The 25,314-nt window shown below is 35.1% G+C and carries 20 protein-coding genes and 4 pseudogenes; 14 read left to right on the top strand and 10 right to left on the bottom strand.

Annotated features, from left to right (window positions below; translation table 11 throughout):
- Positions 1 to 153 precede the first annotated feature (153 nt).
- The 3 genes from RRF69_RS05560 to RRF69_RS05570 are packed head-to-tail and all read right to left on the bottom strand — an operon-like array spanning position 154 to position 1,543.
- On the bottom strand, positions 154 to 939 hold the full coding sequence (locus RRF69_RS05560; RefSeq protein WP_316941038.1) for an alpha/beta hydrolase: 786 nt from the start codon (positions 937 to 939) through the stop codon (positions 154 to 156).
- Positions 939 to 1,358 (bottom strand): hypothetical protein, encoded by a 420-nt coding sequence (locus RRF69_RS05565; RefSeq protein ID WP_316941039.1) that lies wholly within the window; start codon positions 1,356 to 1,358, stop codon positions 939 to 941. Before RRF69_RS05565 ends, RRF69_RS05560 begins: the two co-directional genes overlap by 1 nt.
- 17 nt (positions 1,359 to 1,375) lie before the next feature.
- Positions 1,376 to 1,543, bottom strand: a complete 168-nt coding sequence (locus RRF69_RS05570) for a hypothetical protein (RefSeq protein WP_316941040.1) — start codon at positions 1,541 to 1,543, stop codon at positions 1,376 to 1,378.
- A gap of 729 nt (positions 1,544 to 2,272) precedes the next feature.
- Between RRF69_RS05570 and brnQ the strand changes: the two genes are divergently transcribed.
- Positions 2,273 to 3,553: a branched-chain amino acid transport system II carrier protein gene (gene brnQ / locus RRF69_RS05575; RefSeq protein ID WP_316941041.1), complete on the top strand. Its 1,281-nt coding sequence runs from the start codon at positions 2,273 to 2,275 to the stop codon at positions 3,551 to 3,553.
- Between the two features lie 77 nt (positions 3,554 to 3,630).
- A complete protein-coding gene (locus RRF69_RS05580) occupies positions 3,631 to 4,413 on the top strand; it encodes an alpha/beta hydrolase (protein ID WP_316941042.1) in 783 nt (260 codons plus the stop codon).
- A 45-nt stretch (positions 4,414 to 4,458) separates the two neighbouring features.
- Here the strand turns inward: RRF69_RS05580 and RRF69_RS05585 are convergent, their stop codons facing one another.
- Positions 4,459 to 5,751: an aminopeptidase P family protein gene (locus RRF69_RS05585; RefSeq protein WP_316941043.1), complete on the bottom strand. Its 1,293-nt coding sequence runs from the start codon at positions 5,749 to 5,751 to the stop codon at positions 4,459 to 4,461.
- Positions 5,752 to 5,902: 151 nt separating this feature from the next.
- Positions 5,903 to 7,221 (bottom strand): annotated as a pseudogene (locus RRF69_RS05590) (DEAD/DEAH box helicase).
- A 164-nt stretch (positions 7,222 to 7,385) separates the two neighbouring features.
- Between RRF69_RS05590 and RRF69_RS05595 the strand changes: the two are divergent.
- The 6 genes and pseudogenes from RRF69_RS05595 (at position 7,386) to RRF69_RS05620 (ending at position 16,291) form a co-directional block, all read left to right on the top strand.
- A pseudogene (locus RRF69_RS05595) lies at positions 7,386 to 10,216 on the top strand (glycosyl hydrolase).
- 208 nt (positions 10,217 to 10,424) lie between these two features.
- Positions 10,425 to 11,102, top strand: coding sequence for a succinate dehydrogenase cytochrome b subunit (locus RRF69_RS05600; protein WP_316941044.1), 678 nt, complete (start codon positions 10,425 to 10,427; stop codon positions 11,100 to 11,102).
- 12 nt (positions 11,103 to 11,114) lie between these two features.
- Positions 11,115 to 13,111: pseudogene (locus tag RRF69_RS05605) on the top strand (fumarate reductase/succinate dehydrogenase flavoprotein subunit).
- Between the two features lie 65 nt (positions 13,112 to 13,176).
- On the top strand, positions 13,177 to 13,917 hold the full coding sequence (locus RRF69_RS05610; RefSeq protein ID WP_316941045.1) for a succinate dehydrogenase/fumarate reductase iron-sulfur subunit: 741 nt from the start codon (positions 13,177 to 13,179) through the stop codon (positions 13,915 to 13,917).
- A 467-nt stretch (positions 13,918 to 14,384) separates the two neighbouring features.
- Positions 14,385 to 15,287 carry a hypothetical protein gene (locus RRF69_RS05615; RefSeq protein ID WP_316941046.1) on the top strand — a complete coding sequence of 301 codons (903 nt, stop codon included), beginning with the start codon at positions 14,385 to 14,387 and terminating at the stop codon, positions 15,285 to 15,287.
- On the top strand, positions 15,284 to 16,291 hold the full coding sequence (locus RRF69_RS05620) for a S41 family peptidase (protein ID WP_316941047.1): 1,008 nt from the start codon (positions 15,284 to 15,286) through the stop codon (positions 16,289 to 16,291). The genes RRF69_RS05615 and RRF69_RS05620 overlap by 4 nt, the downstream gene beginning before the upstream one ends.
- A 270-nt stretch (positions 16,292 to 16,561) precedes the next feature.
- On the opposite strand, the gene RRF69_RS05625 is transcribed toward RRF69_RS05620, so the two are convergent.
- Complete coding sequence (locus RRF69_RS05625) at positions 16,562 to 17,197, bottom strand: ribonuclease H family protein (protein ID WP_316941048.1); 636 nt, start codon at positions 17,195 to 17,197, stop codon at positions 16,562 to 16,564.
- A complete protein-coding gene (locus RRF69_RS05630; protein ID WP_316941049.1) occupies positions 17,190 to 17,762 on the bottom strand; it encodes a phosphoribosylglycinamide formyltransferase in 573 nt (190 codons plus the stop codon). Before RRF69_RS05630 ends, RRF69_RS05625 begins: the two co-directional genes overlap by 8 nt.
- A 173-nt stretch (positions 17,763 to 17,935) precedes the next feature.
- Between RRF69_RS05630 and RRF69_RS05635 the strand changes: the two genes are divergently transcribed.
- The 5 genes and pseudogenes from RRF69_RS05635 to pyk all read left to right on the top strand — a co-directional run bounded on the left by RRF69_RS05635 (position 17,936) and on the right by pyk (position 22,170).
- Entirely contained in the window at positions 17,936 to 18,172 is a 237-nt protein-coding gene (locus RRF69_RS05635; RefSeq protein ID WP_271860380.1) for an acyl carrier protein, read from the top strand.
- Between the two features lie 7 nt (positions 18,173 to 18,179).
- The gene (gene fabF, locus RRF69_RS05640) at positions 18,180 to 19,433 is read left to right on the top strand and encodes a beta-ketoacyl-ACP synthase II (protein WP_316941050.1); all 1,254 of its coding nucleotides are present in this window, start codon (positions 18,180 to 18,182) and stop codon (positions 19,431 to 19,433) included.
- 3 nt (positions 19,434 to 19,436) lie between these two features.
- Positions 19,437 to 20,180: a ribonuclease III gene (gene rnc, locus RRF69_RS05645; protein ID WP_316941051.1), complete on the top strand. Its 744-nt coding sequence runs from the start codon at positions 19,437 to 19,439 to the stop codon at positions 20,178 to 20,180.
- A gap of 89 nt (positions 20,181 to 20,269) precedes the next feature.
- Positions 20,270 to 20,739 (top strand): annotated as a pseudogene (locus RRF69_RS05650) (IPExxxVDY family protein).
- 3 nt (positions 20,740 to 20,742) lie between these two features.
- The gene (gene pyk, locus RRF69_RS05655) at positions 20,743 to 22,170 is read left to right on the top strand and encodes a pyruvate kinase (protein WP_316941052.1); all 1,428 of its coding nucleotides are present in this window, start codon (positions 20,743 to 20,745) and stop codon (positions 22,168 to 22,170) included.
- A 34-nt stretch (positions 22,171 to 22,204) separates the two neighbouring features.
- Here pyk and RRF69_RS05660 read toward each other — a convergent pair whose 3' ends face one another.
- Entirely contained in the window at positions 22,205 to 22,363 is a 159-nt protein-coding gene (locus RRF69_RS05660; protein ID WP_316941053.1) for a hypothetical protein, read from the bottom strand.
- Between the two features lie 648 nt (positions 22,364 to 23,011).
- Between RRF69_RS05660 and RRF69_RS05665 the strand changes: the two genes are divergently transcribed.
- The gene (locus RRF69_RS05665) at positions 23,012 to 23,479 is read left to right on the top strand and encodes a CBS domain-containing protein (protein WP_316941054.1); all 468 of its coding nucleotides are present in this window, start codon (positions 23,012 to 23,014) and stop codon (positions 23,477 to 23,479) included.
- 4 nt (positions 23,480 to 23,483) lie between these two features.
- Here RRF69_RS05665 and RRF69_RS05670 read toward each other — a convergent pair whose 3' ends face one another.
- Positions 23,484 to 23,921, bottom strand: coding sequence for a translesion error-prone DNA polymerase V autoproteolytic subunit (locus RRF69_RS05670; RefSeq protein ID WP_316941055.1), 438 nt, complete (start codon positions 23,919 to 23,921; stop codon positions 23,484 to 23,486).
- A 1-nt stretch (position 23,922) separates the two neighbouring features.
- Positions 23,923 to 25,179: a Y-family DNA polymerase gene (locus RRF69_RS05675; protein WP_316941056.1), complete on the bottom strand. Its 1,257-nt coding sequence runs from the start codon at positions 25,177 to 25,179 to the stop codon at positions 23,923 to 23,925.
- Positions 25,180 to 25,314: the final 135 nt, after the last annotated feature.

Here is a 25,314-nt window from a genome sequence, read left to right on the forward strand (position 1 = left end):
AGCGTTCTGAAGAACTCGAGTAAGGTTCTTTAGATTTTCAATGAAAGTTAAAAATATTTTTAGGCAAATAGACATTCAAAGAAAAGGGTTTTTTTTGAAAAATGATATTACGGCTCTTAACTTAGGAATGATTGAAGCATTATAAAACGGGGCTTAGCAACGCTTTACAAAATCAGTCAGAGCAAGGGTCAATTCACTAGTGTTTTCTATATGGCTCATGTGCCCATCGGGAAAAATGACAGCTTCCGAATGGGTTTTTGTGGCTTCTTCTAAGGAAATTTGAGGATTTAATACTGGGTCGTTTTCGCCAATAATAATGAGTTTTTTAAAATTATTTTCAGATAAAATGTGGGTTCTGTTAGGGCGAATTTTCATGCCTTCCTGCCCAGCCATATATCCTTGAATTGGGGTTCGTAGTGCTTCCTGTAAAGCGGCTTCCAATTCTTTTTTGTGTAAAACTCGACTCTTTTCGCCAAACAAATTGGTGAAAGACATCCGTACCATGGCAGCAAAATTGTTTTGAATCATTTTGTTGGCGCGAGTTCGTAATTTTTTTCGGGCTTCGTCATCTTCATACGAAGTGGAATTGAGCAAGCAGAGTCCTTTTACTTTTTGGGGAAGTTTCTCAGCAAAGGCCAAGGCAACATAGCCCCCTAAAGAATGTCCAATCAAAATACATTTTCGGATGCGTAAGTGCTTTAAGACGGCTTCCACCGTTTCGGCAAACAGCTCCATGGAATGAATATATCCCAAACAGTCGGAGTTTCCATGCCCTAACAAATCGATGGCTATTACCCTATTCCTTTTTGAAAGCTCAGATGAGAGTTGTTTCCACATCGAACTGTTTTCTAAAAACCCATGCAACAAAACCACTGCAGTTCCTTTTCCAGTATCTGAAAAAGAAAGCGATGCGTTTTTAAAAGGAATTGATGTTGACATTATAGTTTTAACCATTTTTCTAAAGAAGTTATCTCCATTTTTTGCTGATGGCAATAGATGAAATTCTCTTTGTTTTCAAATTGAGCAAGAACTTTGTCCCTTTCAATTGCTGTTTTTTGATTTGAAATTATTGAAGTATACGAGCTCCAGCGATACTGTTCTATTTTTTCAACAAAGTTATGTTGTATTGGGTTGTTATGAATGTATAAAATTAGATTTTTTAAGAAGCTTTCATTTTTAATGTGTTTTCTTCTAAAAGGGGTTTCTAATAGGGATCCATGTCTGGCATTTTGTTTGTTGATGGCCTGAACATAAGCATTGAAAAGATGGGCAAATTGTTGAGAGGGTTTTCGAGCAGCTTTTTCTTTTTTGATGGAAAAGAAATCACAAATCTCTGAGGCAGATCTAATTTTCACCAAAAAGTGGAAATGGTTTTTTAAGAGACACATAAGGCAAATGTTTCCGCTACTGGAGGGATATATTTTTTGTATAAATTTAAAAAATGGTGGTAATTTTTATCGGTATAAAATAAGTTTTCACCGTTAATCCCTCGATTAAAAATGTGATAGAAATTATTGAATTGAATCGTTTCTAATTGTCTCATTGTGATTTGATTTTTAGAAGTTTTTTTGTTTATACCATTCCTTGAAGGGTTTCAAATCCTTCAAGGGATATTAGCAGGGTTGATTGTGGGGAATGTATCTATTTTTAATCTACCCTCATCAGTATTGATGTGTTGTATTTCATTTTAAAAATAGTAAAATTTTTTATGGTGAAGACAATTTATTCATTTCTCCCTCAAAGGGTTTCAAACCCTTTGAGGGTTTTCAAGTCTTTGATTAGTTTCAAACCTTTCAAGGGAAGATACTCGGTGGATACTATCAGGGGTGATAGGGGAGAGTGTATCTATTTTTAATCTACCCTTATCAGTATTGATGTGTTGTATTTTAAAAATAGTAAAATTTTTATGGTCAATACAATTTATTCATTTCTCCCTCAAAGGGTTTCAAACCCTTTGAGGGTTTTCAAGTCTTTGATTAGTTTCAAACCTTTCAAGGGAAGATACTCAGTGGATACTATCAGGGGTGATAGGGGAGAGTGTATCTATTTTTAATCTACCCTTATCAGTATTGATGTGTTGTATTTTAAAAATAGTAAAATTTTTATGGTCAATACAATTTATTCATTTCTCCCTCAAAGGGTTTCAAACCCTTTGAGGGATCCTTCAAACTCTTTGAGGGATCTTTGAAGGTCTCAAAGTAGTAGGACTAAACAAGAGATCCTAAAATCTAAAAAAAGATGTATATTTCACGAATATAAATCCACCAAAAAAATGAATAAAACAAAAGAGATTTGGATGACTGGTTTTGCGTTATTTTCACTCTTTTTTGGAGCTGGAAATTTGATTTTACCACCAACTTTGGGTGTAAAAGCAGGAGCAGATTGGGGTTTTGTTGTTCTTGGGTTTTTTATAACGGCTGTGGTTATTCCTATTTTGGCAATTTTTGCCCACGCAAAACTACAAGGAACTCTTTACGATTTTGGGAAGAAGGTTTCACCTCTTTTTAGCAGTGTTTTTTGTGTGTTGATTTATGGGATTGCCATTGCAATTCCTTCTCCAAGAACCGCTTCTGTAACTCATGAAATGACTGTCCAGCCTTTTTTCAATTCTGCACCGATTTATACCAGTATTTTCTATTTTGTATTGGTCTTTTTATTTGCCATCAATCGTTCAAAAATCATCAGTATTATTGGGAAGTTTTTAACGCCAATTATTGTTTTTATTTTACTGACAATGATTGCCTTGGCGATGGTCTCTTCGCCAGATGCGATACCCTCTTCTGTTTTTAAATCTCCTTTTATTGATGGTATTTTAGAAGGCTATCAAACCTTTGATGCAATTGCTGGTGTTGTAGTTGGAGCTGTGATTATCATCTCATTAAATTTAAGAGGACATACTGCTTTTAAAGACAAAAAAGAACTGATTACCAAAGCAGGTTTTATATCTGGGGTTGGCTTATTTGTTATTTATGGAGGGTTGATTTTTAGTGGTTCGTTATTGAATGCTTCTTTTGTTGCAGATGCTGGTAGAATTGAAATTTTATCGGGATTAAGTACGCAAACCTTAGGGAGTTTTGGAACAAAATTTCTAAGTATTTTAGTCGCTTTGGCGTGTTTTACTACGGCTGTTGGAATCGTTACTGGGACTGCCGATTACGTTCAAAGCATTTTTAAAGGGTCAAAAACAGCCTATATTTCAACTGCTGCATTGGGGGCGCTTCTGGGAATTGTAGTAGGAAGTTTTAAGGTTGATTTTATCATTGCCATTGCGGTTCCTAGGTTGATGTTTTTATATCCAATCACCATTGTTTTGATTTTACTCAATGTAGTCCCTGACAAATGGGCTTCAAAATTGGTTTTTCGAAGTGTGGTGTTTGTCACCTTTGTGTTTAGTATTCCCGATTTTTTAGGATTTATCATCTCTGGAGATTATCTCGTTGATATAAAAAATGGCATTCCTCTGGCAAACGAGAGTTTGGGTTGGGTACTTCCTGCATTTTTTGTTTTTTTGAGTTTAAATTTCAACAATTTTTCAAAGCAGAGTGATTATTAATAAAGCCTTAAAAAAGAGTTTCTGCGGTTATAAAAATTAAATAGGCTATTTTTGTTTTTCTATTTTAAATCGATCCCTTGTTAAACTACTATTTATATCCTCATACCACTTCGCAAGAGTGGGTCACTTTTGTTCATGGAGCAGGAGGCAGTAGTTCAATTTGGTTCAAACAAGTGCGGGATTTTAAAAAACAGTTCAATGTGTTGATTTTAGATTTGCGGGGTCATGGAAATAGCAAACCCACTTTAAAAGACACTTTTAATCCAAGATATACTTTTGATTCCATTACGAATGATATCGTTGAGGTTATCAACCATCTTCAAATTAAAAAATCTCATTTTATTGGAATTTCTTTGGGGACTATTTTGATTCGAAATTTGGCAGAAAAAAGGCCAGAATTGGTGCAAAGTATGATTATGGGTGGGGCGATAATCAAATTGAATTTTCGTTCTCAATTGTTGATGAAAGTGGGAAATCTATTCAAGTCAGTTGTACCATATATGATGTTGTACAAGCTTTTTGCCTTTATCATCATGCCTAAGAAAAATCACAAAAAATCGAGATTATTATTCGTAAATGAAGCGAAAAAACTGTATCAAAAAGAATTTTTACGCTGGTTTAAATTGACTTCAGAGATTAATCCCCTATTGCGTTTTTTTCGAACCAAAGACATTCAAATCCCAACCCTATATGTAATGGGTTCCGAAGATCATTTATTTTTACCTTCGATTAAAAACATTGTATCTAAACACAGCACTTCTTCTCTTTTTGTGGTTGAAAATTGTGGTCATGTTGTGAATGTGGAACAGCCTGAATTGTTCAACAATCACACCATTGGGTTTATCAATTCATTGACATAAAAAAAGCGAGTTTAGAAACCCGCTTTTTAAAATAGAATTTCTTTATTATCCTTGCATAATCTCTTCGATCTCATCCGCTTCAATTGGAATGGTTCCCATTAAATTGAAAGGAGCTCCTTTTTCCTGAATGACAACATCATCTTCTAGACGAACTCCAAATTTTTCTTCTGGAATATAGATTCCCGGTTCTACTGTAAAAACCATATTTGCCTGCATTGGCAGATGCAATAATCCATAGTCATGGGTATCTAATCCTATGTGGTGACTGGTTCCATGCATAAAGTATTTCTTATAAGCAGGCCATTTTGGGTCTTCATTTTGAACATCTGCTTTGTCGATCAATCCCAATTGAAGTAACTGAGATGTCATGATTGCGCCTACTTCTTTATGGTACTCTTTCCAGATTGTTCCAGGAACTAATAGTTTTGTTGCTTCTTTTTTGACATGGTTAACGGCATTATACACCGCTTTTTGTCTTGGAGAAAATTTTCCAGAAACAGGAACCGTTCGAGTCAAATCACTTTTGTAATTGGCATATTCTGCCGCTACATCCAATAAAATCAAATCACCCTTATTACATTGTTGGTTGTTCTCGGTATAGTGCAAGACATTCGCATTGTTTCCTGATGCGATGATCGGTGTATATGCAAATCCTTTAGAGCGATTTTTTATAAACTCATGCACCAACTCTGCTTCAATTTCATATTCCCAAACACCCGGTTTGATGAAGTCTAATATTCGGCGAAATCCTTTCTCTGTAATGTCACATGCTTGTTGCATTAAATCCAATTCAATTGGATCCTTTACAGCGCGTAAAGTTTGTAAAATTGGATTGCTCTTCGCAACAGAATGTGCGGGGTATTTTGCCAGTAAATTTTTGATAAAACGATCTTCACGAGTTTCTGTTTCAACCGCGGCTCTGTAATGTTCGTTGGTGTTGATGTAAAAACGGTCGCAATATCCTGCCATTTCAAACAAGATTTTTTCTAGATCTTGTAGCCAAAAGACAGACTGAATTCCTGCTATTTTAAAAGCAGCTTCTTTGGTAAGTTTCTCTCCTTCCCAAACAGCAATATGCTCGTTGGTTTCTTTTAAAAACAAAACTTCTCTTAATGATTCATTTGGGCAATCTGGAAATACCATTAAGACACTTTCTTCTTGATCAATTCCTGATAAATAGAAAAGATCACGGTGTTGTTCAAACGGCATAGTGCTGTCTGCACCGATGGGATAGATATCGTTTGAATTAAAAATCGCCAAACTATTTGCCTTCATTTGAGCTGCAAAATTTTTACGATTTTTGATAAAAAGAGCTGAATTAATTTGATGATATTTCATAACTTGTTTTTTTGATAAAACAAATGTAACAATAATAAGCACAAGTTTTTGGAAGCGCTGGAGAGTTGCTAAAAAAAATCCCCATAGACACATGGTTTTTGGCGTTGTGTTGCTATGGAGATGATCTTGTACTCTAAAACGAGTAATTTTGTTATGAATCGCGGTTTCTTTTTGGAGCGCCGGATCTTCCACGCCCTGAAGGAGGTGTTGAATTATTTCCTTTAAAATGAGGTTTGTTTTTTGGTTTACTTCGATTGGAAGAATTTCCGTTAGATCCTCCTTTCTTTTTCCCGAAAGAACCTTTGCTTTGAGTTGCAGCTCTTTTTGGAGGTGCGGTATCTGTAGGTTCAAAACCCTCTAAAATAACCGATTCCAACTTTTCTTTAAGGAGTTTTTCAATTTCGTTTTGATATTCGACTTCTTCACTACATACTAAAGAAATTGCTTCTCCAGCTGCTCCGGCTCTTCCTGTTCTACCGATTCTGTGAATATAGTCTTCAGGGACATTTGGGAGTTCGTAATTGATTACATGAGGCAATAATGGAATGTCTAACCCACGGGCTGCAATATCTGTTGCAACCAGTATTTTGATGGTATTGTCTTTAAAGTTTCGCAAGGCTTTGGTACGTGCACCTGGCTTTTATTTCCATGAATAGCTGCTGCAGAAATACCAGACTTTACGAGTTTTTCGGTCAATTTGTTGGCGCCATGTTTGGTTCGGGTAAAAACCAAGACTTGAGTCCAATTGTTTTCTTTGACCAATTGAATTACAAGATCTGTTTTTCTCTTTTTATCAACTTGAAAAACCTTGTGTGTAACTTTTTTTGCAGTAGAGTTTTGAGGGGCAGTTTCTACAGAAACGGGATTTCTTAAAATTCCTTCGGCTAATTTTTTGATGTCTTTAGAAAAGGTTGCGGAAAACATCAAATTTTGACGTTTTGCTGGCATAAAGCTAATGATTTTATTGATGTCTCTAACAAAGCCCATATCTAGCATTCTGTCTGCTTCGTCTAAAATTAACACTTCAATTCGGTTAAAAGAAAGTGCCTTTCGATCGTGTAAATCCAACAATCGACCTGGGGTTGCTACCAAAATATCAATCCCGTTTTTTAAAGTTGCAATCTGTGGTTTTGCATTTACACCTCCAAAAATAACCGTAGATTTTATATTTACATACTTACTGTATTCACGGACGTTGTCATAAACCTGTGCTGCCAATTCTCTTGTTGGAGTCAATACTAAGGCGCGTATAGGTCTATATTTTGGGTGTTTGGTTTCTGCCAAGTGTTGTAAAACGGGTAAGGTAAATCCAGCTGTTTTTCCTGTTCCTGTTTGAGCAGATGCTAAAATATCTTTACCGGCTAAAATATGTGGAATTGCTTTTTCTTGTATGGGAGATGGTTTGGTGTATCCTTTTTCTTCAACTGCTTTAACCAAAGCAGGAGACAAACCTAAATCTGAAAATGTCATAGAATGTATTTAAGAAACAGGCTTTATGTAGCCGTTTCTGGGAACAAAGATACACTCTTTTAAGTTTAGACTTTACAAAGTATTCCACAGCTTTTTATGTTAATTTTTTTGGTATTGACCTTACAAGTGTTAATTTCATCATTTCAAACCAATTCACCATCTCTATGAAAACTGTTTTCCATGTTTTATATTTATGCTTTTCTGTGTCTTTTTTCGCACAGCAGTCAACTAGTGTGGAGCAAATTCAAGAAGCTCTTTCCCAAAAAGCAGTCCTTAGTAGCAATTCTTTAGTAAAAAATATAGTGTTTACTAACATAGGACCCACAGTGATGAGTGGTCGCGTAGCCGATATTGCTGTAAACCCAGTAAAACCAATCGAATTTTACGTGGGGTATGCTTCTGGAGGATTGTGGTACACAAACAATAATGGAACCAGTTTTACGCCTGTTTTAGACAATTCTCCAACTCAAAATGTAGGAGATATTGCAGTCGATTGGAATACCGGAACGATATGGGTGGGTACAGGTGAGAAAAATTCGTCGAGGTCAAGTTACGCCGGAATCGGAATGTTAAAATCGACCAATAAAGGGAAAACGTGGTCGAATGTTGGTTTGTTTGATGCGCATCATTGTAGTAGAATTTTGATTAATCCAACAAATCCTGATGAAGTTGTAGTGGGTGTGATTGGTCATTTGTATTCTTCCAACGCAGAACGGGGAATCTTTAAAACTACCGATGGCGGTAAAACATGGAATAAAACATTATTTATCAATCAAAATACAGGAATTATTGATGTTGCTGTGGCTCCAGAAAATTTTAAGGTGCAATATGCGGCTTCTTGGGAAAGAGCTCGAAAAGCTTGGAATTTTGATGGCAATGGAGCGAACTCTTCAATTTATAAAAGTACAGATGCTGGAAGCTCGTGGACCAAAATTTCTGACCAGAGCGGTTTTCCAACGGGTGATGGAGTAGGACGAATTGGCTTGGCTGTTTTCAATGAAAGCACTGTGTATGCCCTGCACGACAATCAATACAGACGTCCGAAAGAAGATGCTCCAAAAACATCCTCAGAGTTGTCTAAAGAAGATTTTAAGCGTATGTCCTCGGGGGATTTTTTGAAATTATCAGATGAAAAATTGAACACCTACTTACAAAACAATGGGTTTTCAAAAAAGTATAGTGTTGAAAACGTAAAACAAATGGTAAGTGTGGGGACGGTAAAACCCATCGATTTGGCAAGGTATATAGAAGATGCAAATTCACGCTTATTTGACACCCAGGTTATTGGTGCAGAGGTTTTTAAAACTACAAATGGTGGAAAGTCCTGGAAGAAAACACATGAAAACTTCTTAGACGGGGTTTACAATTCCTATGGATATTATTTTGGTGAAATCCGAGTAGATCCGCAAGACCAAAACGGAATTTATGTAATGGGTGTTCCGATTTTAAAATCTAAAGATGGAGGAAACACCTTTGTCTCTATAAGTAAAGAAAATGTGCATTCAGATCATCAAGCCCTGTGGGTCAATCCAAAAAAGGCAGGACATCTCATCAATGGAAATGATGGAGGTCTTAATCTTTCTTATGACGACGGAGAAAACTGGATCAAGTTGAATCGTCCAGCGGTTGGGCAGTTTTATACCGTATATGCAGACAATCAAGAAAAGTATAAGGTCTATGGTGGTTTGCAGGACAATGGAGTTTGGGTAGCTTCAAATGACGCAAAAATGGATAAAGCTTGGGAACAATCAGGCCACAACCCTTACGAATCTATTTTAGGAGGTGACGGGATGCAGGTTCAAGTTGACGATCGAAATCCGAGCCTAGTGTATACAGGATATCAGTATGGAAATTATTATAGAATTAACACAGCAACAAAGCAAAGCTCCTCGATACAGCCCAAACATACCTTGGGAGAAAGCCCCTATCGTTTTAACTGGCAAACTCCAATTCATTTGTCAAAGCACAATCAAGATATTTTATATTTAGGCGGAAATAAATTGCATCGTTCGTTGGATAAAGGGGATACTTGGGAAACAATTTCAGGAGACCTAACTACAGGAGGAAAAAAAGGAAATGTTGCTTATGGAACTTTGACAACAATTTCGGAAAGCCCTTTTCAATTTGGACTGATTTATGTTGGATCTGACGACGGGTATATCAATTTTACCAAAAACGGAGGCGGAAGCTGGTCACGTATTTCTAACAATTTGCCACAGAATTTATGGGTATCAAGGGTCATTGCTTCAAAATTTAAAAAAGAACGGGTGTATGCTGCCTTGAACGGATATCGGTTTGATGATTTCAAGACGTACTTATTTGTTTCAGAGGATTATGGACACACTTGGAAGTCGATTCATATTGGTATTCCGGCATCCTCAGTTAATGTTATAAAAGAAGACCCTATCAATGAACAGATTTTATATGTGGGTACAGACAATGGGTTGTATATTTCTTTCAATCAAGGGAGGTCTTGGGAAGCCTTTGGGAAGCAACTTCCGAGTGTTGCGGTACACGATTTGGTCATTCAGCCAGCAGCCAAACATTTAATTGTAGGGACTCATGGGCGCAGCTTGTACAAGGCTGAAATTGGACCCTTACAACAAATGACAGAAGATGTTCTGAAAAAAGAGACGCATATTTTTGAGATTAAAAATATCAAAAAAAGCAATTATGGGGGCGTTCTTGGAGTCCGTGGAGGGAGGCTTATTTGCCAGCGCTAAAAATTCCTTTTTATGTGAAATCTAACCAGCCAATCACTGTGGATATTTTCAAAAAAAATCTAAAAGTAAATTCAATTAGTACAGATGCAGAACGCGGGTACAACGAAGTATTGTTTGATCTTTCTTTTTCAGAAAAAGGAAGAAAAGCAGTTCAAAAAGCATCTACGTTGCATTCGGAGTTAAAGGCTTCAAAAAATGGAGTTTTTTATCTTCCCAAAGGCAGATATCGTGTGAGAATTGGGGCGGCTGAAAGTCAATTTGAGATTGAGTAATTTGCAATAGGTTTTTTAAAAAAACCTTGAGGCAAAAGCCTCTGATCTTGTTTTTTTGAAACGATCGTTTTCACAAATCAGTTTTGGTCTTGTGTTACGGTTACTATTATTTAAAATAATTCTAAATTCTGGCGAAAACGTTGTAAATTCTTTGCTTCTGGAGTTGTTTCGGCGTATTTTTGCAGCTAAAATTATAATTAATTATACAATGAGCGGATTTTTTAAATCTTCAATTGGAAGAAAAGTAGCAATGGCGCTATCTGCGTTCTTTTTAATGTTCTTCTTATTACAGCATTTGGCAATAAATATTTTATCGGTATTTAGCCCAGAGCTTTTTAATGAGGTTTCTCATTTTATGGGAACCAATCCATTGGTTCAACTTGCATTGCAACCGGTTTTAATTTTTGCGGTTGTTTTTCACTTTGTAATGGGCTTTATTTTAGAGCTTAAAAATTATAAAGCAAACGGGGTTAGCTATGCAAAAAACAATGGCGCTGCAAATTCTACTTGGTATAGTAGAAATATGATTTGGAGCGGTTTGGCAATTTTAGCCTTTGTATTATTACACTTTGTCGATTTTTGGTTTCCAGAAATCAATACAAAATTTATTCAAGGCGATTGGTCTGGAACTATAGAAGGTGTAGAAGGTTTTCGTTATCATGAAGAATTGGTTCATAAATTTGTCAATCCAATTCGGGTTGGTGCGTATGCGCTAGCTTTTGTGTTTTTAGGATTGCATTTAGCTCATGGATTTACTTCTGCTTTTCAATCTGTTGGAGGCACTGCAGGAAGAAAGAAAACATTACAAAATATTGGTAAGGCCTATTCCATTCTTGTCCCTTTAGGGTTTATTTTTATTGCTATATATCATCACTTTAACCATTAATCGTATAACATTATGGCTTTAGATTCAAAAGTACCACAAGGTCCACTCAAAGACAAATGGACAGAGTATAAAAATCATATTAATTTAGTAAACCCAGCCAACAAGCGTCACATTGACGTGATTGTTGTAGGAACTGGTTTGGCGGGAGGTTCTGCTTCTGCAACCTTAGCCGAATTGGGATACAATGTCAAAGCATTTGCGTATCAAGATTCTCCTCGTAGAGCGCATTCTATTGCAGCCCAAGGAGGAATCAATGCAGCAAAAAATTACCAAGGAGATGGAGATTCTACCTACAGGTTGTTTTATGACACTGTAAAAGGAGGAGATTATCGTTCTCGTGAAGCAAACGTATACCGATTGGCAGAGGTTTCTGCAAATATCATAGATCAATGTGTGGCACAAGGAGTTCCTTTTGCTCGTGATTATGGAGGATTGTTAGACAACCGTTCTTTTGGAGGGGTATTGGTTTCAAGAACTTTTTATGCCAAAGGACAAACAGGACAGCAATTATTATTAGGGGCTTATTCTGCTATGAATCGTCAAATTGCTCGTGGTAAGATTGAAATGTTCAATCGTCACGAAATGTTAGATGTTGTAATTGTAGATGGAAAAGCAAGAGGAATTATTGCACGAAATTTAGTGACTGGAGAGATCGAACGTCATTCTGCACACGCTGTTGTAATTGCTTCTGGAGGGTATGGAAATGTCTATTTCTTATCTACCAACGCCATGGGGTCTAATGTAACGGCAGGTTGGAAAGTACATAAAAAAGGAGCTTATTTCGCGAACCCTTGTTATACACAAATTCACCCAACATGTATACCACGTTCTGGAGATTATCAGTCAAAATTAACCTTGATGTCAGAGTCTTTAAGGAATGATGGTAGAATTTGGGTTCCTAAAAACATAGAAGACGTTTTAGCAATCCGTGAAGGAAGATTAAAGCCAACAGAATTAACAGAAGAGCAAAGAGATTATTATTTAGAAAGAAGATATCCAGCATTCGGGAATTTGGTTCCTCGTGATGTTGCGTCAAGAGCAGCAAAAGAACGTTGTGATGCTGGTTATGGTGTAAATGCAACTGGTGAAGCAGTGTATTTAGATTTTGCAGATTCTTTTGAACGTTACGGAAAAGAACAAGCAAAGATTCAGAACCTTTCGAATCCTTCCGCAGCAAAAATAAAAGAATTAGGACAGGAAATAGTAAGAGCTAAATACGGAAATTTATTCCAGATGTACGAGAAAATCGTAGATGAGAACCCTTACGAAACTCCAATGATGATTTATCCAGCAGTGCACTATACCATGGGTGGTGTTTGGGTTGATTATAATTTGATGACTACCATTCCTATTGTTATGCAATTGGAGAAGCAAACTTTTCTGAGCATGGAGCCAATCGATTAGGAGCTTCTGCTTTGATGCAAGGACTGGCCGATGGATATTTTGTTTTACCTTATACTATTGGAGATTATTTATCGGATGACATTCGTACTGGAAAAATTCCAACAGATACTCCAGAATTTGATGCTGCAGAAAAAGAAGTAGCCGATAGAATTGCCTTTTTCATCAATAACAAAGGAACACGTTCTGTAGATTATTATCACAAGAAATTAGGAAAAATCATGTGGGATAAATGTGGAATGTCTCGAAATGCGGAAGGACTAAATGAAGCGATTGAGGAAATTTCGGCATTGAGAAAAGATTTTTGGCAAAATGTAAATGTCCCTGGAACAGATTCAGAATACAATGAGCAATTGGCAAAAGCAGGTAGAGTGGCAGATTTCTTAGAATTAGGAGAATTGTTTGCAAAAGACGCATTGGTTCGAGAAGAATCTGCTGGAGGACACTTTAGAGAAGAGCACCAGACAGAAGAAGGAGAAGCAATGAGAAAGAAAGAATTCCAATTTGTTTCTGCATGGGAATACAAAGGTGAACCAAAAGATTCTGTACTGCACAAAGAAGAATTGGTCTACGAGAATATTGAAGTAAAAGAAAGAAGTTATAAATAAAAATAGTTTATGGTTGTTACTTTAGGGAAACAACAACTAACAGCTAAAAACTAATACCTATAAAGATGAATTTAACACTTAAGATTTGGCGTCAGGTAGATGCAAAGGACAAGGGGAAAATGGTAGATTATAAAGTTACTGAAATTTCAGAGCATATGTCTTTTTTAGAAATGATGGATGTATTGAATGAACAGTTGGTAAATTCAGGGGAACAACCTGTCGCTTTTGATCACGATTGTAGAGAAGGAATTTGCGGTATGTGTTCTATGTATATCAACGGGGAAGCTCATGGACCCGACAGAGGGATTACCACCTGTCAGTTGCATATGCGGATGTTTAAAGACGGAGATACGATTACGATAGAGCCTTTTAGAGCAGCAGCTTTTCCTGTAATTAAAGATCTAGTGGTAGACCGATCTGCCTTTGATAGAATTCAGCATGCAGGAGGATATATTTCTGTAAACACTTCAGGAAATACCCAAGATGCGAACTCAATTCCAATTTCTAAGCATGCAGCAGACGAAGCAATGGATGCCGCAACTTGTATTGGGTGTGGAGCCTGTGTTGCTACGTGTAAAAACTCCTCTGCAATGCTTTTTGTGGGTGCAAAAGTATCACAGTATGCATTACTGCCACAAGGACAGATAGAGGCCGCAGATCGTGTACAAAACATGGTAGCCCAAATGGATATAGAAGGTTTTGGGAACTGTACCAATACAGGTGCTTGTGAAGTAGAATGCCCCAAAGGAATTTCTTTAGACAATATTGCAAGAATGAATAGAGAATTGATGAAAGCGTCCATTTAATTTTTGTACACTTTTGACTAGTCCTAAATAACCGTCTCAGTTTTGAGACGGTTTTTTTGGTTAAAATTTAGATAAATTGATTAATATTTAAGAATTGATAATTTACGATATTAATACTTTTTTAACTTTATAACCAATAGTCAAATAGGTTATTTATACTATTAATTTAAGAATTAATTCTTAAATATTATTCCGTTTGAATTGTCTAGTATCATTGTGTAATTATATTTAAAATTATTTATTGATCAAATACACAATAAAGAAAAAAATGTAAAAAAACGTATTAAGTAAAATAGTACTATTAAGGTTGGCTTAAACATGCTAGGTAATTTTATAGCTTTTCAAAGGGGAAAAACCTTTGAAATATTTTGAAAGTAACTGTTATTAAAACACATATTATTTTCAAATTTAAAATTTTCACTTATATTTATGCATTATAAGTGAAGATACTCTACTTCAATAATAAAATGAATATTTTTTTTTACAGAAATATTAGATTGCATTTGTCTGTAGTAATTTTTAATTGGATGTTTTTTTATTCTATTTTTTCTAATAAGATTTATTCTCAAGAAAAGATAGAAAACAAATATAAGTATAGTTTAAAATTTGCTGTTGGATTTGGTAAATATAAACTTAGAGACAAGGTGTTTTCTCCATTAAGATATGGCGGAACAAGTGTTCCTATCTCATTACAATTTAAATCTAATAGAAATAAAAAGCTTATTCATAATATTTCTTTCTTTTACGATAATTTTGAAGCATCTTCTTCTATTACTAGGAAATATGATTGGTCTGCAAATTATGTAAATGCTTTTTCTGGAGAGTTAAATTACACTATAGCTAAAAAAATGAAACCCTCTTTTGCTAAATGGTTTTCAAATGTCTATGTAGGTTTGGGATGGAAAAATTTCTTTTCCTTAAAGCAGTATCAGATTACTAAAAATAATAGCCAAGGATCTGTAGATTTTATTTCTTCTCTAAATTTCTGTTTAAATATGGAAAAAAAACTAAATAGAAGAAGTTTCTTGCTTTTCAACGTAAGGTATGCTTTTTTTGCTTATGTGTGGGGTAGAGTAAGACATCCCTTAGATATTCCTAATCTTATTGATGTTGATGAAGTAAACAATTTTTCAAATGATAATGATATTGGTTTGGGTGGTATAAGTGTTGGAGATGCCTTGCGAACTGGAGATTTCCTCACCCTAAATAGATTGATTCAGTTAGAAACTCAATTGGAATATAAATATTCATTTTCAAAAAGAATTGATTTTGTAGCTACTTATCATTTTCGATTTTATCAGTACAAAAAATTTTCACTTACCTCGGTAGGAAACAGTAATTTGCTAACTGGAATAATATTTAAATTGTGAAGAAAAAAATCAGCACATACGTTTTATTAATCATGTGTTTATTTTCTTGTGAAGAGATATTTGTAGGTTCTGATCCTCCAAATACATACGCGACCAACTTTGAATTACTATGGAAAGATTTTGATCAAAACTATCCTTCTTTTATCATCAAAAAAATAGATTGGGAAAGTATTTATCAACAGTCTTCAAGTGAAATTGAATTCATTAATAATGACAGAGAGTTTTTCGACCTATTATCGAAAATTACCTTGAACTTTAAAGATGGACATGTTGCTTTAATTGGTCGTTTTGGAGACATAAGATATATAAGAAGCAATGGCATAACAGAAAATACTCCTAACAACATACAAAATTATGTCTCAAATATAAAAAATAGTAATCAAGCTATTAGCTACGGAGATATTAATGGAAATAATTTTGGATACATAAGAGTAAAAACATTTAGTAGTTTTTTATCTCCAAGTTATTTTGAAGTTATTGATGAAATTTTAACTATATTTAGTAATAAAAGAGGAATTATACTGGACCTTAGATCTAATGATGGAGGGGCTTCAGTCAATGCAAATACGATAGCTTCAAGATTTATTAATAATTCTTCTTGTGCTATAAAATTAAAATATAGAAATGGTCCTAATCATAATGATCTAACAGAAGGAATTAAAATATTTATAGAATCAGAAGGAGTTTCTTATACAAAACCAATAGCTATATTAACTAATAGACGAACTGCTAGTGCATCAGAATATTTTACTCAATCATTAATGGACTATTCGAACGTTACAATTGTAGGAGATACCACAAGTGGATCATTGGGAAATTCAGTATGGAGAGAACTACCCAATGGTTGGACCTATCGGATGACAATAAATTTAGCTGAAACTTGCAACAATGTGAGTTACGAAGATATCGGTATCCCTCCTGATGTTCCTATTTGGATATCGAAACAGGACTCGATTAATGGAATAGATACTATACTAGAAAAAGCGATATCGATTTTGGAGTAAAAAAAAGAATATTTTAAAAGTGTTATTAATTAAATAATCAGAAAAAGGCAACGATTCTTTAATAGTCGTGATGGAAAGTATTATACAAAATCTCAAAGAAAAAATTAGTCAAAATAAATGCTTATCTAATTCGTTGATAAAAAAATAAACGATATCAATAGCAGTTCACAAGATATTATATATCTGTATTATCCACTACTTTTTAATTCTTATATGTAATTCAATTATTTAAAAACTAATTGTTTATGTGAAGCATTATAGATTAGGAGTTTATTTTCTTCCAAAATCTGCGGGGATTTCACCCCAAGCTTTGGTTTCCCATTTCAGTATTGGGTTTTTATAGGTATGTTCTTTCAGCCATTTTTCGGCTCTTTTGATGAGCTCTAGCAAGTCTTTGTTCGAATCGTCAAAATGAATATTGGTTTTGCATTTTTTCTGTTTTACCCAGCTCATCGCAGTTCTTGAATCTGAATAAATAGGAACGGATTCTTTATTTTTGCTTTTTAATAAAGCAATGCCGTGCACCAAAGCTAAAAATTCACCAATATTATTGGTGCCATTTAAGTAAGGCCCTTTCAAGAAGAGTTGTTGTTTGTTGTGGGTCAATACACCTCGGTATTCCATTTTTTCTAGGTTCCCAGAACAGGCAGCATCTACAGAAATACTTTCTAAATTTGGCTTTCCGTAGGCTTCTTTTTCAGAAGCCGTCAATGTGGGTTTTTTGGTGTTTTTTCCTTTGTAGTCTTCATAGGTTTTGGAGAACGCAAGAGCCGCTTCGTCGAGGTTTGCAAACGATTTGTACTGCGCACCTTCAAAGCTTTCTACTTGTTTTTTACAGACATTCCAAGAAGTAAAAACTCCTTTTTTTCGTCCGTTCCAAACCACATAAAACTTTTTTTTACTCATTGGTATCCAAAATTACGCTTTCAATAACTCTGGGGAAATAGCGTTGCTCTAAAAGGTGAATTTTTTCGGCAATTGTCTCTGGAGTATCTTCTTCCGAGAGGGCTGTTTTTTTTTGAAAAATAATAGCACCTTCATCATAATTTTCATTGACAAAATGAATGGTAATGCCCGTTTCAACCTCATTATTTTCTTTTACAGCCTTGTGAATGTGCATTCCATACATCCCTTTTCCACCATATTTTGGCAACAAAGCGGGATGGATATTGATAATTTTTTTTGGAAAAGCAGTCACAATTTTTTCTGGAATTTTCCATAAAAATCCTGCCAAAATGATATAATCTGCTTCCTGTTGTAAAAACTGAAGGACGGTATCTTCTTTGGAAAAAACGTCTTTATCAATTAGAGAGGCTTCGATGTTTAAACGTTCGCATCGCTCAAAAACTTTGGCACGTTCATTATTACACAATACATGGGTAACCTTTGCAGTTTGGGTATCATTAAAAAATTTGATAATATTTTCTGCGTTCGAACCAGAACCCGATGCAAAAACAACAATTCGCTTCATATAACTACATTTCTAGACTACAAAAAAAGGAATAATTATTAACAAAAAGATTATTTTATGGAAGATTAAACATTTTTAACTACATTTAGTCATCATTTTTGGAACAAAAATTAGATAAAACTAATAAGATTTGTATTTTTGTCACCGATTTTAATTTAAAAAAACTAACAATTATGTCAGACATTTCATCAAGAGTAAAAGCTATTATCGTAGACAAATTAGGAGTAGACGATAATGAAGTAACAACAGAAGCTAGCTTCACAAACGACTTAGGAGCAGATTCTTTGGATACTGTTGAGTTAATTATGGAATTCGAAAAAGAATTTGATATTCAAATTCCAGACGATCAAGCAGAAAATATTGGAACTGTTGGACAAGCAGTAAGCTATATCGAAGCAGCAAAAAAGTAATTTATATATGCAATTAAAACGAGTAGTAGTCACTGGACTTGGAGCATTGACGCCCATAGGAAATAATATTGATGGATATTGGAACGCTTTAGTTAATGGAGTTAGCGGAGCAGCACCTATTACGCATTTTGATGCTTCCAAGTCCAAAACTCGTTTTGCTTGTGAAGTAAAGAATTTTGACCCTACAGATTTCATTAATAGAAAGGATGCTCGTAAGATGGATCGTTTTACGCAATATGCAATGGTCGCTTCTGACGAAGCAATTGCAGACGCAAAATTAGATCTAGATACCATTAATAAATTGCGAGTGGGTGTTATTTGGGGAGCAGGAATTGGTGGCTTAGAAACTTTTCAAAATGAAGTTTTAAACCATGCTGCTGGTGATGGAACGCCAAAATTCAATCCTTTCTTTATCCCTAAAATGATTGCAGACATAGCGCCGGGTCATATCTCTATAAAACATGGTTTTATGGGGCCAAACTACACTACGGTTTCTGCTTGTGCATCTTCTGCAAACGCGATGATCGACGCTTTAAACTATATTCGACTAGGCTACTGTGATGTGATTGTTACTGGTGGTAGTGAGGCTGCAATTGCGATTGCAGGTGTTGGAGGATTTAGTTCTATGCAAGCATTGTCTACAAGAAACGAAAGCCCAGAAACCGCTTCAAGACCCTTTGATGCAAACCGAGAAGGTTTTGTATTGGGTGAAGGTGCTGGAGCAATTGTTTTGGAAGAATACGAATACGCCAAAGCAAGAGGTGCAAAAATTTATGCAGAAGTCATCGGAGGCGGAATGTCTTCGGATGCTTACCACATTACGGCACCCCATCCAGAAGGAATTGGTGTGATTGCAGTAATGAAAAACTGTTTAGAAAATTCTGGAATCAATCCAGAAGATGTTGATCATATCAACACCCATGGTACTTCTACTCCACTTGGCGATGTTGCCGAATTAAAAGCGATCTCTGCTGTTTTTGGAGATCACGCCAAAAACATCAACATCAACTCTACCAAGTCTATGACAGGTCACTTATTAGGCGCAGCAGGTGCGGTAGAATCCATCGCAGCAATTTTGGCCATGGAGCATGGAATCGTTCCACCAACCATCAACCATTCTACTGTAGACGAAAATATCAATCCAGAATTAAACTTAACCCTCAACAAGGCTCAGAAAAGAGAAATCAAAGTGGCAATGAGCAATACTTTTGGATTTGGAGGACACAATGCATGTGTTGCTTTTAGAAAGCTTGACGCCTAGTAGATGAATTTTATTCGTAAATTAGTTCAGTCACATTCAACAGAAGATATTGAATTTTACAACGAATTAAAAAAACTACTCAATTTTTCACCTAGAGATATTCTTAAATACAAAAAAGCCTTTACACATCGATCTGTTCATTTAAAAGACGATAAAGGAATTCCAATCAATTACGAACGCTTAGAGTTTTTGGGCGATTCTATATTGGGGTCTGTAATTGCGTCGTATTTATACAAAAAAGTACCAAAAGGATCGGAAGGCTATCTTACTCAAATGCGTTCAAAAATTGTAAGTAGAGAGCATTTAAACGAATTGGGAAAAGATCTAAATTTAATTCAATTTGTAAAAAGCAATATTGACCGTTCTAATGTGGGCGATAATATTCATGGAAATATTTTTGAAGCACTCATTGGGGCTATTTATTTAGACAAAGGCTATGCTTTTTGTCAAAAATTTGTACACGAAAATGTGATTGTACCCTATGTTGATATTGAAAAATTAGAAGGAAAAATTACCAGCTATAAGGGTTTGATTATTGAATGGTGTCAGAAACAGAAAAAGAGATATTCCTTTGATATTTATGAAGATTCTGGGAATGAGTCCGTTAAGCACTTTAGTGTAAAAATCAGTATTGATGACGTGTTGATTGCAAAAGGGCGCGCAACATCTAAGAAAAAAGCAGAAGAACTGGCCTCTAAAAGAGTTTACTTTGCGCTTCAAGAAGAAATTAAAAGCTTCGATACTTAACGACATCGTTTTCGTTGATTTAATCCACAGTTTGCGAAACAATCCGTAATTTAGCTAATTGAACGTAGCGTAAAATTTGCCCCTAAAATATGCAAGTACACTCTTTAGATTTTAATGATTTTCATGAAGAAGAGTATTCTTTATTAGGGATTCATACTACTTTAGAAGACTACAAATTAGCATATTTATTAAATCATCATTTAAAAGTTCGTTTTGGAAAAGCAAGTTTTAACTTAGATTTTGAGAACGAAAAAAGTGATGCCTCTTTTTCAATTTTTACATATCAAAATTTAAAAGACGATTCCGAGTGGCATCTTATCGCAAATAGTGAAAAAAAGAAAATAAAGTTCGAGAAGAAGGTTTATTGCTTAGTACAGAAATAAAAAATTACTTAATTCCTGAGAAAAAGAACATCGATTATTTTATCAAGATTGTAGAGGATATCAGTTTGAAAAGATTGACCGAAACGGTAACTAAAATAAAAAAAATCAATCAGGTGATTACCATATATATAGTAGATAAAAACACATTAAAGTCGAAAGACAGCTTAATTTTTTAGAAAATGCCAAATAACAAAAGAACAAAAATAATAGCAACTCTAGGACCTGCAACAAGTTCAAAAGAAGTGCTGTATCAATTAGCAAAAGAAGGTGTAAACGTTTTTAGAATTAACTTTTCTCATGCAGATTACGAAGATGTAAAAACTCGTATCAAGCTCATTAGAGAAATCAATGAAGAAAACGGATATAACGTTGCAATTTTAGGAGATCTACAAGGGCCAAAATTACGTGTTGGAGTGATGGAAGACGATGTTATTCTAGAAGATGGAGACACGTTTAAGTTTACAACAGAGAAATGTATTGGAACCAAAGAAAAGGCCTTTATGACCTACCAACGTTTCCCAAAAGATGTAAAAGTCGGGGAACATATCTTGGTTGATGATGGAAAATTAATGTTCGAAGTAATTTCCAGCAACAAAGAAACGGAAGTGGTTGTGAAAGTAATTGTGGGAGGAGCCCTAAAGTCAAAAAAAGGAGTAAACTTACCAAACACAGCAATCTCGTTACCCGCTTTGACTGAAAAAGACAAAGCAGATGCAATTTTTGCTTTAGAACAAGAAGTAGATTGGATTGCTTTGTCTTTTGTAAGAACCCCAGAAGATTTAAAAATGTTACGTGATTTAATCGATCAGCATTCAGAATATAGAGTTCCAGTAATTGCCAAAATTGAAAAGCCAGAAGCGGTAGAAAATATTGATTCTTTGATTCCATTTTGTGACGGATTAATGGTTGCTCGTGGAGATTTAGGAGTTGAAATTCCAATGCAAGAAGTTCCATTAATTCAAAAAATGTTGGTAAGTAGAGCCAAAAAAGCAAGAATTCCTGTAATTATTGCAACGCAAATGATGGAAACCATGATTGAAAACTCTGTTCCTACAAGAGCAGAGGTAAACGATGTTGCCAATTCTATTATGGACGGTGCAGATGCAGTGATGCTTTCTGGAGAAACTTCGGTTGGAAAACATCCAATTAGAGTGATTCAAAAAATGACGGAAATTATTAAAAGTGTTGAAAATTCACCATTAATTAAAGTACCTCAAAACCCACCGCATATTAGAACCCATCGTTTTATAACTAAATCGATTTGTCATCATGCTGCTCAATTGGCAAATGCTACAGATGCAAAAGCCATATCAACACTAACCAATAGTGGGTATACTGCTTTCCAAATCTCAGCTTGGAGACCAAAATCGCATGTATTGGCCTATACTTCCGAAAGAAGAATTTTAGGAAAATTAAATTTACTTTGGGGAGTAAAAGCATTCTACTATGACAAGAATTTAAGTACCGATGATACCGTAGTCGATATCAATAATATTTCGAAAGCAAAAGGCTTTGTAGAAGAAGGAGATTTGATGATCAACTTAACGTCAATGCCAGTAGAAGCAAAAGGAATGGTAAATACCTTACGTGTTTCTGAAATAGAATAATAAAGAAGTTCGTTTCTTTTTAAAAAGCATTCCGTTATATGGAATGCTTTTTTTTTGGCATCATTGCTTCAGCTATTGGAGGCAATGAGAATGTCGTATTTCTGAGCAAGTCATAAGAATTTTTATTCATTACAACCGTTATGGATCTCTTTTCATGAAGTGAAACGGAAAGGGTAGGCTTCTTTGTCTTCATTTCCTAAATGATAAAAAAGGAAAGTCCCTCCATTTGTTCTGTTAGGGTCCCCTTATTCACCAATACATTATTGACTTTCAATTACATGAACGCAATGGGTTTCATTGTAAAGAATTCCAGTTTATTTAGAAGTTGTTGAGGTGTAATTACCACTTCTACCAACCTTTTAAGGGCGATTATACTCTCCAACTCAATTTGAAGCATAGAGGTAGGAAAAGCTCTAAAATCAGTTTTTGTGTGCTGGGTAAATTGCGGATTGTATTTGCTTTTTGGCTCTGCCTTCGTAATGCTCTTCGCTACGTACAGTCTTCCTACTTTGAGCGATATGATTTTTTTCTTCCCACTGTCAGGCCTCTTTTTATTAACAGCTTTTCAATATTGCAGCTCCGTAACTGAGACCTTTTTTGCTTAAGTCATAGAGTATGGAGCGGGTAAAAGAGATGTGCCTTTTTTTATGTACATTAAGGATTAATTTGTATTTTTCAAAAAAAAACAGTCATTTGATATTCTATATTCAAACAATATCTTTGGAACCTATTTCACAGAACAACATTTTTTTATAGATTTAGATGAATGGAAGGAATAAAAAAAATGGAATGTTTTTTATAAAAAAAGACTAACTTTAAATCAAAATAAAACAACTTCATCATGGGTATAAAAAGTTTTCAAGGAAAGAGAGATACGTCTCAAGGAAAAGAATCCGTACAAATTTTAGTGTCAGATTATATGACCAAAAAACTTATTACATTCAAACCAGAAGATTCTTTAGATCATGTCATTCATCTTTTAATTTCGAATAAGATTTCTGGAGGCCCAGTTGTGAACGATCAAAATGAGTTGATTGGAATTATCTCTGAAACCGATTGTATCAAACATATTTCTGAAAGTAAATACTACAATATGCCTTCTGACAGCAACAATACAGTTGCTAAAAAAATGATTACAAATGTAGATACCATAGACAAAGACATGAATATTTTTGATGCTGCCACCAAATTTATCAATTCTAAAAGAAGAAGATTTCCAGTGGTAGAGAACGGAAAATTAATTGGACAAATCAGTCAAAAAGATGTTTTAAAAGCTTCGTTGAATTTTAAAGCGAATACCTGCAAATAAAAAACTAGACCTTTTTGATGACGTTCGTGACAATTCCCCAAATGACAAAATCGAGGTCTTCGGTTATTTTTATTACTGGATAATCAGGATTTTCTGGCTGTAGCCAAACGTCTTTTCCTTCAACACGTAAGCGTTTTACTGTAAATTCGCCATCTAAAAAACAGACCGCAATTTTGTTGTTTACAGGTTCTAAACTTCGGTCAATAACCAGTAGGTCATTATCGTCCAAACCTGCGCCAATCATTGATTGACCGCGAACTCTCGCAAAAAAAGTAGCTTCTTTGTTGGTAATTAGCTCAGCATCTAAAGAAATACGTGTTTCTCTGAAATCGTCCGCTGGCGATGGGAACCCTGCTGAAATTCCGACATCAATTAAAATGCTTCCTTTTTCAGAAGTGATTTTTGGGGTAAAAAAACGAAGGTTGTTTTTTTTGCTTGTCATATTAGTGTACACTGATGATTTCTTTGATATTGGTGGTAAATTTTGAAGACAAGCGTTCTTGACGCATTTTCCAAGTGCGGTTTAAATCTTGATTTCCCAATTTAATTTTATCCGATTTAAATTTTCTGTTCAAGCCATCGATGGCAGCCATTAAAGGTTTGTGTTTTGGGTTTTCTTGTGTAAATAAATTGAGTTGAAAGTTGTCATTTGGCACCAATCCTGCAACAATAACTCCTGCCCTTTTGTATTTAATTCCCGGTTTAAAAATAGTCTTTATAGCGGTTACTGCAGCATTTGCAAGGACTAAGGTAGAGTCTGTTGGATATGAAAAAACAACGGTTTTACTTTCCCGATGCTGTGGGGCTTCTTTTTGAAAACGGTCACTAGAAAGTTGTACAATAAGCATGTGGCAGCTCGACTCTTGTTTGCGTAATTTTTCAGCACATCGTGCCGCAAAAGTAGAAATACGTTCTTTTATATTTTCAATATCCGAGTAGGTTTGCTCAAAACTTCGGGTGGTAGCAATTACTTTTTTGGAGGAAATTTCCTCTAAAGGAATTTTAGAAATGCCCTGCAAATCTTTTTGCAATCGCCATACGACAATAGAGAGTTTCTTTAAAACCCAATCGCTAGGGAGTTGTGTAAAGTCGTAGGCAGTTTGGCATCCTTTGGCTTCCAATTGTTTTTTGAGTTGACGACCAATTCCCCAAACATTTCCAATTTTTGTCCATTTCAAGGCTTTAATTCTTTTTTCTTCAGAATCGATCACACAAATTCCTTTCGATTGTTTCAAGTTGGAACGAGCAATTTTATTGGCAACTTTACAGAGTGCTTTTGTGGGGGCAATACCGACACAAGTAGGAATCCCTGTCCACTTTAAAACCCTGCTTCTCATGGTTGTCGCATATTCAGAGAGGTTGTACTTTTCAAATCCGTCCAATTTCAAAAAAGATTCATCTATAGAATAGACCTCTACTTCTGGAGAAAATGCCGCCAAAATAGTCATTACCCGTGCACTCATATCTCCATACAACGGATAATTGGAAGATAAAATCGTAATGTTTTGTTCTTTGCAAAATCGTTCCCATTTAAAAATAGGTGCGCCAAAAGGCAATTGTAATTTTTTGGCTTCATCGCTCATAGAAATCACACAACCGTCATTATTGCTTAAAATAGCAATCGGTTTTCCTTGTAAATTCGGATTAAAAACCCGCTCACAAGAGGCATAAAAGTTATTACAATCGATCAATGCAAACATGACCACAAAGATACCTAAAAGACCTAAAAGACTAAGGTTAAAAATAAAGTTGAATTTAAATAAAAACTTGTTTTGGTCGAATTGTTGATCAGATTCGTTATAGAGACTGTTTTAGCGTATTCTAAAGCTAGAAAA

Origin of the sequence: Polaribacter sp. HL-MS24 (genome assembly GCF_032758595.1) — a bacterium.
In the GTDB taxonomy this organism is placed as follows: Bacteria; Bacteroidota; Bacteroidia; order Flavobacteriales; family Flavobacteriaceae; genus Polaribacter.

Excerpts from the sequence above, each read along its gene's own strand:
- RRF69_RS05665 (WP_316941054.1), top strand. The coding sequence starts at position 23,012 with ATGGGTATAAAAAGTTTTCAAGGAAAGAGAGATACGTCTCAAGGAAAA.
- brnQ (WP_316941041.1), top strand. The coding sequence starts at position 2,273 with ATGAATAAAACAAAAGAGATTTGGATGACTGGTTTTGCGTTATTTTCA.
- RRF69_RS05670 (WP_316941055.1), bottom strand. The coding sequence starts at position 23,921 with ATGACAAGCAAAAAAAACAACCTTCGTTTTTTTACCCCAAAAATCACT.
- RRF69_RS05675 (WP_316941056.1), bottom strand. The coding sequence starts at position 25,179 with ATGTTTGCATTGATCGATTGTAATAACTTTTATGCCTCTTGTGAGCGG.
- RRF69_RS05570 (WP_316941040.1), bottom strand. The coding sequence starts at position 1,543 with ATGAGACAATTAGAAACGATTCAATTCAATAATTTCTATCACATTTTT.
- RRF69_RS05625 (WP_316941048.1), bottom strand. The coding sequence starts at position 17,197 with ATGAGTAAAAAAAAGTTTTATGTGGTTTGGAACGGACGAAAAAAAGGA.
- rnc (WP_316941051.1), top strand. The coding sequence starts at position 19,437 with ATGAATTTTATTCGTAAATTAGTTCAGTCACATTCAACAGAAGATATT.
- RRF69_RS05600 (WP_316941044.1), top strand. The coding sequence starts at position 10,425 with ATGAGCGGATTTTTTAAATCTTCAATTGGAAGAAAAGTAGCAATGGCG.
- RRF69_RS05615 (WP_316941046.1), top strand. The coding sequence starts at position 14,385 with ATGAATATTTTTTTTTACAGAAATATTAGATTGCATTTGTCTGTAGTA.
- RRF69_RS05630 (WP_316941049.1), bottom strand. The coding sequence starts at position 17,762 with ATGAAGCGAATTGTTGTTTTTGCATCGGGTTCTGGTTCGAACGCAGAA.
- RRF69_RS05660 (WP_316941053.1), bottom strand. The coding sequence starts at position 22,363 with ATGAAGACAAAGAAGCCTACCCTTTCCGTTTCACTTCATGAAAAGAGA.
- RRF69_RS05610 (WP_316941045.1), top strand. The coding sequence starts at position 13,177 with ATGAATTTAACACTTAAGATTTGGCGTCAGGTAGATGCAAAGGACAAG.
- fabF (WP_316941050.1), top strand. The coding sequence starts at position 18,180 with ATGCAATTAAAACGAGTAGTAGTCACTGGACTTGGAGCATTGACGCCC.
- RRF69_RS05635 (WP_271860380.1), top strand. The coding sequence starts at position 17,936 with ATGTCAGACATTTCATCAAGAGTAAAAGCTATTATCGTAGACAAATTA.
- RRF69_RS05585 (WP_316941043.1), bottom strand. The coding sequence starts at position 5,751 with ATGAAATATCATCAAATTAATTCAGCTCTTTTTATCAAAAATCGTAAA.
- pyk (WP_316941052.1), top strand. The coding sequence starts at position 20,743 with ATGCCAAATAACAAAAGAACAAAAATAATAGCAACTCTAGGACCTGCA.
- RRF69_RS05560 (WP_316941038.1), bottom strand. The coding sequence starts at position 939 with ATGTCAACATCAATTCCTTTTAAAAACGCATCGCTTTCTTTTTCAGAT.